The sequence below is a fragment of the Stenotrophomonas sp. A3_2 genome (assembly GCF_036624925.1).
GTDB lineage: Bacteria > Pseudomonadota > Gammaproteobacteria > Xanthomonadales > Xanthomonadaceae > Stenotrophomonas > Stenotrophomonas hibiscicola.
Genome location: NZ_JAZKVY010000153.1, coordinates 1 through 9,171, shown reverse-complemented (window position 1 = coordinate 9,171; position 9,171 = coordinate 1). Strand labels below are relative to the sequence as shown.

Genomic DNA, 9,171 nt, shown 5'->3' with positions numbered 1-9,171 from the left:
GCCGGGGGGTGTACCTGGTGGGGTCGCCGAAACCGGCAGGGACGTCCACGGTGCCAGCGCGCCGCGCCCCGGTTCACGCCAAATCGCCACAGCCTTCAACACGGCCCATACGGGCCGCGGGGCCGGCCCGGGCGCTCCGGGTGAGGCGTTGCCGCCCGGCGGCCGGCACTACCGGGTGCAGTAGATCCACGCCATGCGTGGATGAGTTCCTGGCTGGGGTCAGAGCCCTTTCCGTGGGAAAGGGATCTGACCCCGGGGCATTACGCGAAGCTATCGGTGGCGCGCACCAGCGCATCCACGTTCTCGGCCTCGAACGCCGAATGGCCCGAGGCCGGGGTGATTTCCAGCTTCGCCTTCGGCCACACCTTGGTCAGGTCCCAGGCGTTGGCCAGCGGGCAGACCACGTCGTAGCGGCCGTGCACGATCACGCCCGGGATGTCGGCGATGCGGTGCGCGTCGCGCAGCAGCTGGTCTTCCACCTCGAAGAAACCACCGTTGACGAAGTAGTGGTTCTCGATGCGGGCAAACGCCAGCGCGAAATGCGGGTCTTCGTGGCTGTTGATGAAGTCATCATCGACATGCAGGAAGCTGGTCGCGCCTTCCCACACCGCCCAGGCCTTGGCCGCTCCCAGGCGGGTGGTTTCGTCGTCGCTGGTCAGGCGGCGGTGGAAGGCCGAGATCAGGTCATGGCGCTCCACCGGCGGAATCGGCTTGAGGTAATGCTCCCACGCATCCGGGAACAGGCGGTTGGCGCCTTCCTGGTAGAACCATTCCAGTTCCCAGCGACGCAACATGAAGATGCCGCGCAGGACCAGTTCGGTCACGCGCTGCGGATGGGTTTCGGCATAGGCCAGCGCCAGGGTCGAACCCCAGCTGCCACCGAACACCTGCCAGCGATCGACCTTCAGGTGCTCGCGCAGCTTCTCGATATCGGCAACGAGGTCCCAGGTGGTGTTGTCCACCAGATCCGCGTGCGGGGTGGAACGGCCGGCACCGCGCTGGTCGAACAGGATGATGCGGTACTTGGACGGGTCGTGGAACTGGCGCATCTTGTCGCTGCAGCCGCCGCCCGGGCCACCATGCAGCATCACCACCGGCTTGCCTTCCGGGTTGCCGCACTGTTCGAAGTACAGCGTGTGGCGGTCGTCGACCTTCAGGGTGCCGACGTCGTAGGGGGTGATGGCGGGGTACAGCGTACGCATGCTTGCAGCTCCAGGGTGATGCCCTGCCGGGGCAGGAGAACCTCCATTCTAGGCCGGTCGCCGCCCCAGGGTGACCCGGTCGCGCTGTTCAAGGTCCTGCGCGGTGCTTACCTCGGCCAGGCCGGCGGCGTCGAACAGCGCGCGGATCGCCGCGCCTTGGTCCCAGCCGTGTTCGACCAGCAGCCAGCCACCGGGCTGCAGGTGCGCGCAGGCGCCTTCGGCGATGGCACGGATGTCGTCCAGGCCATCCACGCCCGACGCCAGTGCCGTGGCCGGTTCGAAGCGCAGGTCGCCCTGCTGCAGGTGCGGGTCGTCACTGGCGATATAGGGCGGATTGCTGGCGATCAGGTCGAAGCGCGCACCGTGCAGCGGCGCATACCAGTCACGCCCACCTTCGGCGAAGCGCACGTTGCGCAGTTCATGGCGCGTGGCATTGCGCGCGGCGACGGCCAGTGCGGCGGTACTGGCGTCGGTGGCCAGCACCTGCGCCTGCGGCCGTTCGCTGGCCACGGCCAGGGCAATCGCACCGCTGCCGGTGCCGAGGTCGGCTACCTGCAGGGCGCGGTCCAGCGGCAGGCGCTCCAGCGCCAGCTCCACCAGCAGCTCGGTTTCCGGACGCGGGATCAGCGTGGCCGGGTCGACCTCCAGGTCCAGCGTCCAGAATCCGCGACGGCCGGTCAGGTAGGCCACCGGCTCACCGGCCACGCGGCGGGCCAGCAACGCCTCGAAGGCGGCCTGGTCATTGGCAGCCAGCGGATCGGTGGCGTGCGCGAACAGCCAGCTGCGCGGGCGGTCCAGTACATGCAGCAGCAGCAGTTCCGCCTCGTGGCGGGCGTCGCTGCTGCCCAAGCGAGCACTGGCGTCGGCTACGACCTGACGCAGGGTGGGTTGGGCTTGAAAGGACATGCTGCAATTGTAGAGCCGAGCCTGTGCTCGGCTGCTTCTGGAGCAGCCGAGCACAGGCTCGGCTCTACAAAACCAGAATCCGTTCAGGTTCCGCCGGGCGGGATAAGGAGGGACTATCGGCCCCAAGCAGCGGCCTGCCGAGATTTCCCTTGTCACACAGGCAATTGCAGGATGGCGATGGCGAGGTTCAGTGTCTGCTAAGGGCCATTCGATAGACTCCATCTATCGAATAGATGCAATCAATGGATTGTTCTTATCGCGAGCGAATGGGTAACCTAGCTCCTGTCGATTCACCCACTCCCCTTCACCAAGAGGAAAAATGATGTCCCTCATCAATACCCAGATCCAGCCGTTCGAAGCCAACGCCTACCACAACGGCGAGTTCATCAAGGTTTCCGACGCCAGCCTGAAGGGCCAGTGGTCCGTCCTGATCTTCATGCCGGCCGCCTTCACCTTCAACTGCCCGACCGAGATCGAAGACGCCGCTGACCATTACGCCGAGTTCAAGAAGGCCGGCGCCGAGGTCTACATCGTCACCACCGACACCCACTTCTCGCACAAGGTGTGGCACGAGACCTCGCCGGCCGTCGGCAAGGCCCAGTTCCCGCTGGTCGGCGACCCGACCCACCAGCTGACCCGCGCCTTCGGCGTGCACATTGAAGAAGAAGGCCTGGCCCTGCGCGGCACCTTCATCATCAACCCGGAAGGCGTGATCAAGACCCTGGAGATCCACTCCAACGAGATCGCCCGTGACGTGTCCGAGACCCTGCGCAAGCTCAAGGCTGCCCAGTTCACCGCCGCCAACCCGAACCAGGTCTGCCCGGCCAAGTGGAAGGAAGGCGAGAAGACCCTGACCCCGTCGCTGGACCTGGTCGGCAAGATCTAAGCCCTACCGGCCTGCCGTGGCCCCACGCCACGGCGCGCCCTTCATCCCCGTGCCGGTCCCCCCGCCGGCGTGGGGGTGAACCCAAGACAGCCAACGCTCGCCCGCCTTGGCCAGCCAGCCCCTTCCACGGTCGCTGTCTTGGGTTCACCCCTACCCCCAGCTGGTCCGCTACCTTCTACAGCGGTGCCACGCCCCCTGTTTGCCTGAAGCCAGGAGATGACCCGATGTTGGACACCAACCTGCAGTCGCAGCTGAAGACCTATCTGGAACGCGTGACCCGCCCGATCCAGATCACCGCGCACGCCGACGATGGCGCCAAGTCGCAGGAAATGCTGGACCTGCTGCAGACCCTGGAGAGCCTGTCGGACAAGATCTCGCTGCAGGTGCTGCGCGATGGGCAGGGCCGCGTGCCGTCCTTCGACCTGGGCACCCCGGGCCAGGACATCCACCTGACCTTCGCCGGCCTGCCGATGGGCCACGAGTTCACCTCGCTGGTGCTGGCACTGCTCCAGGTGGGCGGTCATCCGTCCAAGGCCACCGCCGAGCTGATCGAGCAGGTGCAGAACCTGGAAGGCGACTACCGGTTCGAAACCTACTTCTCGCTGTCCTGCCAGAACTGCCCGGACGTGGTCCAGGCGCTGAACCTGGCCGCAGTGCTCAACCCGCGCATCCAGCACGTGGCCATCGATGGTGCGCTGTTCCAGGACGAAGTCGAGAAGCGCGAGATCATGTCGGTGCCGACCGTGTACCTCAACGGTGAAGTGTTCGACCAGGGCCGCATGACCCTGGAGCAGATCGTGGCCAAGCTGGACACCAATGCCGGCAAGCGCGATGCCGAGAAGATTGCCGCCAAGGACGCGTTCGACGTGCTGGTGGTGGGCGGTGGCCCGGCCGGTGCGGCAGCGGCGATCTACGCCGCGCGCAAGGGCATCCGCACCGGCATCGCCGCCGAGCGCTTTGGTGGACAGGTGCTGGACACCATGGCCATCGAGAACTTCATTTCGGTGAAGGAGACCGAGGGCCCGAAGCTGGCCACGGCGCTGGAACAGCACGTGCGCGAGTACGACGTGGACATCATGAACCTGCAGCGTGCCAGCGCGCTGGTGCCGGCCGGCGAAGACGGCCTGGTGCAGGTGCAGCTGGAGAACGGTGCGGTGCTCAAGTCCCGTTCGGTGATCCTGTCCACCGGCGCACGCTGGCGGCAGATGAACGTGCCGGGCGAAGACCAGTACCGCAACAAGGGCGTGGCCTACTGCCCGCACTGCGATGGCCCACTGTTCAAGGGCAAGCGCGTGGCGGTGATCGGCGGCGGCAATTCCGGCGTGGAAGCGGCCATCGATCTGGCCGGCATCGTGTCGCATGTAACCCTTCTGGAGTTCGATTCCAGCCTGCGTGCCGACGAAGTGCTGCAGAAGAAGCTGCGCAGCCTGGCCAACGTGACGGTGCTGACCAGCGCACAGACCACCGAAGTGCTGGGCGACGGCAGCAAGGTCACCGGCCTGGTGTACAAGGACCGCATCGGCGGCGATGCCCACCGCGTCGAGCTGGAAGGCATCTTCGTGCAGATCGGCCTGCTGCCCAACACCGAGTGGCTGAAGGATGTGGTGGCGCTTTCGCCGCGTGGCGAGATCGTCATCGATGACCGCGGCCAGACCAACCTGCCGGGTGTGTTCGCTGCTGGCGATTGCACGACGGTGCCCTACAAGCAGATCATCATCGCCATGGGCGCCGGTTCCACCGCCGCACTGAGCGCGTTCGACCACCTGATCCGCTCGTCGGTGAGCAACAGCAGCGGTGCCGTTGCTGAAGCGGCCTGATCCACCGTTCCCAGATCACCGGGAACATTGTCTGCCTGTCGGGTAACCACGCCGTCAGCCGGTCCGTTACCCCTGGGGTGTAAGGATGAACCTACGTGATCTGAAGTACCTGGTAGCCCTGGCCGACCACAAGCATTTCGGCCGGGCTGCCGCCGCCTGCTTCGTCAGCCAGCCCACGCTGTCGACGCAGATCCGCAAGCTGGAAGAAGAGCTGGGCCTGCCGCTGGTGGAACGCGCACCGCGCAAGGTGATGCTGACCCCGGCCGGTCAGGAAGCGGCGGCACGGGCGCGGGTGATCGTGTCCGAAGTGGAACAGCTGAAGGAAGCGGCGCGACGCAGCCGCGATCCGGAAGCCGGCACGGTGCGCCTGGGCATCTTCCCGACCCTCGGCCCGTACCTGCTGCCGCATGTGATCCCGCGCATCCGCGAGCGCTTCCCGGAGCTGGAACTGCTGCTGGTCGAGGAAAAGAGCGACGTGCTGCTGGACCGCCTGCGCGAAGGCAAGCTGGATGCTGCGTTGCTGGCGCTGCCGGTGGTGGACGACCAGCTGCATGCCGAGTTCCTGTTCGAGGAGCCGTTCCTGCTGGCCGTCTCCGGGCGCCACCCGTTGGCCCGTCGCGAACATCTGGACGTGCAGGAACTGGCGACGCAGAAGCTGCTGCTGCTGGAAGACGGGCATTGCCTGCGCGACCAGGCGCTGGAAGTGTGCCGCCTGTTCGGCGCCAATGAGAAGTCCGAATTCCGCGCCACCAGCCTGGAAACCCTGCGGCAGATGGTCGCCGCCGACGTCGGCATCACCCTGCTGCCAAGTCTGTCGGTGCAGCCGCCAGTGCCGCGCTCGAACAACATCCGCCTGCTCGATTTCACCGGCGAGGGCCGTCCCAGCCGCCGCATCGCCATGATCTGGCGCCGCAGCTCGGCCATGAACGACTTCCTGATGGAGCTGGCCGACCAGTTCAAGCGTCTGCCGCAGGCGCTGTTCACGCTGGAGGCGCTCGATGCCGGCAGCGATGCACCGGCCCTGCCCGGCCCCGCGCTGAACGGCTGAGCCCCCGCAGTACCGGCCTGGAATCGGCAGGAGTCGATTCCGGCCGCATTTGTCCCCACAATACAGACAGGCGGCGCCAGCAGGTGCCGCCTTTTGCATGGCTTTCAACCAAGGAGCTTCACCATGAGTACCGCCAGCGGCCTGCCGCCGTCGATCACCGTTTCTACTTTCGACATGGACCGCCTGGACGCCATGCTCGAATCCCCCGCGCTGAGCCAGACGCCTGCCGCGCTCGCGCTTGCTGAAGAACTCAACCGGGCCACCGTGATGGCACCGGACCAGATTCCCGAAGGCATCGTCATGATGCATTCGCGCGTGGAATGCGAAGATGAAGTGTCGGGCGAAAAGCACGTCCTGACCCTGGTCTTCCCCCGCGAAGCCAACGTCGATGAAGGCAAGGTCTCCGTGCTGGCCCCGGTCGGCAGTGCCCTGCTCGGCCTTTCGATCGGCCAGAGCATCGACTGGAACGCGCCCGGTGGCCGGAAGCTGCGCCTGCGCGTGACCGCGGTCCATAACGACCGCCCCTGATTACCGCTGCGCACCGCGCGCGATTCGATTCCCTTGCACCAGGAGCCGCAATGAGTACCCCGTCCAAACTGTCCCAGCTGCGTGAACTGTCCGTGGTCGTCGCCGATACCGGTGACTACGAGGCGATCAAGCGCCTGCAGCCGGTGGACTGCACCACCAACCCGACCCTGGTGAAGAAGGCGCTGGACCTGCCGGTCTACGCCGAGCTGATCGAACGCGAACTGGCCTGGGGCCGCCAGCAGGGTGGCGACCGCGAAGCCGTGGTGCACGCGGTGGCCGACCGCCTGACCATCGGCGTCGGCGCGCTGCTGAGCACGCTGGTGCCGGGCCGGGTATCCACCGAGGTGGATGCCGACCTGGCTCACGACACCGCGGCCACCGTGGCCAAGGCCCGCCAGTTCATCCAGATGTACGCCGACGCCGGCGTGCCGCGCGAGAAGATCCTGATCAAGATCGCCGCGACCTGGGAAGGCGTGGAAGCCGCGCGCATCCTGCAGGCCGAAGGCATCGACTGCAACCTGACGCTGATCTTCAACCCGACCCAGGCGCTAGCCTGCAGCGAAGCCGGCGCGTTCCTGATCTCGCCGTTCGTCGGCCGCATCCTCGACTGGTACGTGGCCAACGGCCAGACCCCGGCCACCATCGACGAAGACCCGGGCGTGAAGTTCGTGCGCGGCGTGTACGCCGAATTCAAGCGTCGCGGTTCGCCGACGGTGGTGATGGGCGCCTCGTTCCGTTCGACCGCGCAGATCGAAGCACTGGCCGGCTGCGACCGCCTGACGATCTCGCCGGACCTGCTGGAGAAGCTGGACGCCGACCACGGCGAGCTGCCGCGCAAGCTGGTAGCCGGTGCAGCCGATGGCACGGCGGTGACGCCGATCGATGCGGCGAAGTTCGCGGCGGATCTGGCGGCCGATCCGATGGCCACCGAGAAGCTGGCGACCGGCATCGAGGCGTTTGCCAAGGATCTGGAAGCACTGCGCGAGCGGATCCGCGCGGCACTGTGAGGATTCCGGCCAACGGCTGAGCCCCTCGTGGCGGGGGGCTTGGTCGCGAAGAGCGGGTCATGTGGTTGGCAGGGTGGGTAGGCCGTGCAGGGGACGCTGCAAGTACGTCCCTGTAAGCTCGGTCGCCGCATCCATGCGGCTCACGCCCCTGCGCGGCCTACCCACCCTGCCTTCGACAGTTTCCTGCGGCCGCCCGCCACGGAAGAAAGAAAGAAGAGCAACAGCGGGTCGCGCGCTTCGCTTGCTCGGAGCCGAGCATGGCTCGGCTCTACAAGGGCAATGCAGAACCAAACAAAAAGGACGCGGCGAACGCCGCGTCCTTTTTGTTTTCCATCAGTTCGTCAGTAACCCAATGCTCTTTCCCACCGTCACCGGGAAACTGTCGGGGGTGGGGCGGTGTGGGTTGGCAGGACCGTTGGCGCCATGGATGGCGCCATGGATGGCGCCATCGAGCCCCCAGGGGTGAGGGCGCTTTGCTTGCGAAGCACTGCTTCGCAAGCGCCCGAACGCACAGCCGCCAGCGGCTGGGCCGGACCGCGGAGCGGGGTTCACGGCGTGTCTGCCAACCCACACCGCCCCACCCAACAAGCAGCGACCCAGAGCCGCTTTGGCTTTGGCTTTGGCTTTCAGCCGTTGACGTTGCCCGCCGCAGGCGGACCACCGCGCGTCAGCGCGGCGCCTCCACATCCAATCCGATCGGGCAGCTCACGCCGGTGCCGCCGATGCCGCAATAGCCGTTCGGATTCTTCGCCAGGTACTGCTGGTGGTAGTCCTCGGCGTAGTAGTACGCCGGTGCCGGGTACACGATCTCGGTGGTGATCGGGCCGTAGCCGGCCGCATCCAGCTGCGCCTGGTAGGCCTCGCGACTGGCCAGCGCGGCCTTGTACTGGCCCTCGTCGGTGGCATGGATCGCCGAACGGTACTGGGTGCCGGTGTCGTTTCCCTGGCGCATGCCCTGCGTCGGGTCATGGCTTTCCCAGAACAGCTGCAGCAGCCGTTCCAGGCTCACCACCGCCGGGTCGAACACCACCTGCACCACTTCGGTGTGGCCGGTCAGGCCCGAGCAGACCTCTTCATAGGTCGGGTTCGGCGTGATGCCACCGGCATAGCCCACCGAGGTGCTGTACACGCCCGGTTCGGTCCAGAACTTGCGCTCGGCGCCCCAGAAACAGCCCAGCGCGAAGCGGATCTGCTGCAGGCCGGCGAAGCGGTCCTTCAGCGGATGGCTGTTCACGAAGTGCTGGTTGCTGTGCAGCGGCAGTGGTTGGTCACGCCCCGGTAGCGCCTCTTCCGGGCGCGGCAGGCGCTGCTTGAAGGCGCCGATGCCGAGGATGCCCTGGCCAATTCCCAACATGATGCGCTCCTACGCCGGAAGGCCGGCAATGTCGTCTGCATCGGAAATGGGGTCGGACGGGGCCTGGCCCAAGTCCAGCGCCGCTACGATGTCCTCGGCCTGCGGCCGCGCCGCATCGGGGATGCCGACCCGCAACACGCCAAACAGCGGCAGCTCGCCCATCCCGCCCAGCAACTGCTCTCCGAACACAAACGCGGGGATACCGGCGTCTTCCAGGGCGTGCTTGACCAGATGGGCGTCGAACAGATTGTCGGCCTTGTACACGATGTGCATGCGGCGGCTCCTCGGGACAAGGGTCCAGCATACGCCTGGGGGCTGAATGGTGGAGAGGGCGGGATCCGAGAGTTGGCGGCGCCCGCGGGGGGCCCACGCCCGACGCCCCGGCGTGGGGGCGGCCGGGCGCGGGCCCGGCACCGACACTGG

General features: G+C 66.7%; 9 protein-coding genes. 5 read left to right on the top strand and 4 right to left on the bottom strand.

Going from position 1 to position 9,171, the window contains the following annotated elements:
* Positions 1-260 precede the first annotated feature (260 nt).
* Together pip and prmC are read right to left on the bottom strand one after the other, a co-directional pair.
* Positions 261-1,202 (bottom strand): prolyl aminopeptidase, encoded by a 942-nt coding sequence (gene pip, locus R5H29_RS04675; RefSeq protein WP_332328838.1) that lies wholly within the window; start codon positions 1,200-1,202, stop codon positions 261-263.
* Positions 1,203-1,250: 48 nt separating this feature from the next.
* Entirely contained in the window at positions 1,251-2,108 is an 858-nt protein-coding gene (prmC, locus tag R5H29_RS04670) for a peptide chain release factor N(5)-glutamine methyltransferase (RefSeq protein WP_332328837.1), read from the bottom strand.
* A gap of 322 nt (positions 2,109-2,430) precedes the next feature.
* Between prmC and ahpC the strand changes: the two genes are divergently transcribed.
* From ahpC to R5H29_RS04645, 5 genes are all read left to right on the top strand, one after another.
* Positions 2,431-2,994 (top strand): alkyl hydroperoxide reductase subunit C, encoded by a 564-nt coding sequence (gene ahpC / locus R5H29_RS04665; RefSeq protein ID WP_005415368.1) that lies wholly within the window; start codon positions 2,431-2,433, stop codon positions 2,992-2,994.
* Positions 2,995-3,218: 224 nt separating this feature from the next.
* The gene (ahpF, locus tag R5H29_RS04660) at positions 3,219-4,811 is read left to right on the top strand and encodes an alkyl hydroperoxide reductase subunit F (RefSeq protein WP_308305588.1); all 1,593 of its coding nucleotides are present in this window, start codon (positions 3,219-3,221) and stop codon (positions 4,809-4,811) included.
* 85 nt (positions 4,812-4,896) lie between these two features.
* The gene (locus tag R5H29_RS04655) at positions 4,897-5,859 is read left to right on the top strand and encodes a LysR substrate-binding domain-containing protein (RefSeq protein WP_312543615.1); all 963 of its coding nucleotides are present in this window, start codon (positions 4,897-4,899) and stop codon (positions 5,857-5,859) included.
* Positions 5,860-5,982: 123 nt separating this feature from the next.
* Positions 5,983-6,387 carry a nucleoside diphosphate kinase regulator gene (gene rnk / locus R5H29_RS04650; protein WP_019661134.1) on the top strand — a complete coding sequence of 135 codons (405 nt, stop codon included), beginning with the start codon at positions 5,983-5,985 and terminating at the stop codon, positions 6,385-6,387.
* A 50-nt stretch (positions 6,388-6,437) separates the two neighbouring features.
* Complete coding sequence (locus tag R5H29_RS04645) at positions 6,438-7,394, top strand: transaldolase (protein ID WP_019661133.1); 957 nt, start codon at positions 6,438-6,440, stop codon at positions 7,392-7,394.
* 667 nt (positions 7,395-8,061) lie between these two features.
* Here R5H29_RS04645 and msrA read toward each other — a convergent pair.
* Together msrA and R5H29_RS04635 are read right to left on the bottom strand one after the other, a co-directional pair.
* Positions 8,062-8,727, bottom strand: a complete 666-nt coding sequence (msrA, locus tag R5H29_RS04640; RefSeq protein ID WP_332328839.1) for a peptide-methionine (S)-S-oxide reductase MsrA — start codon at positions 8,725-8,727, stop codon at positions 8,062-8,064.
* 30 nt (positions 8,728-8,757) lie between these two features.
* Positions 8,758-9,021, bottom strand: a complete 264-nt coding sequence (locus R5H29_RS04635) for a DUF2007 domain-containing protein (protein WP_005415362.1) — start codon at positions 9,019-9,021, stop codon at positions 8,758-8,760.
* Positions 9,022-9,171 lie beyond the last annotated feature (150 nt).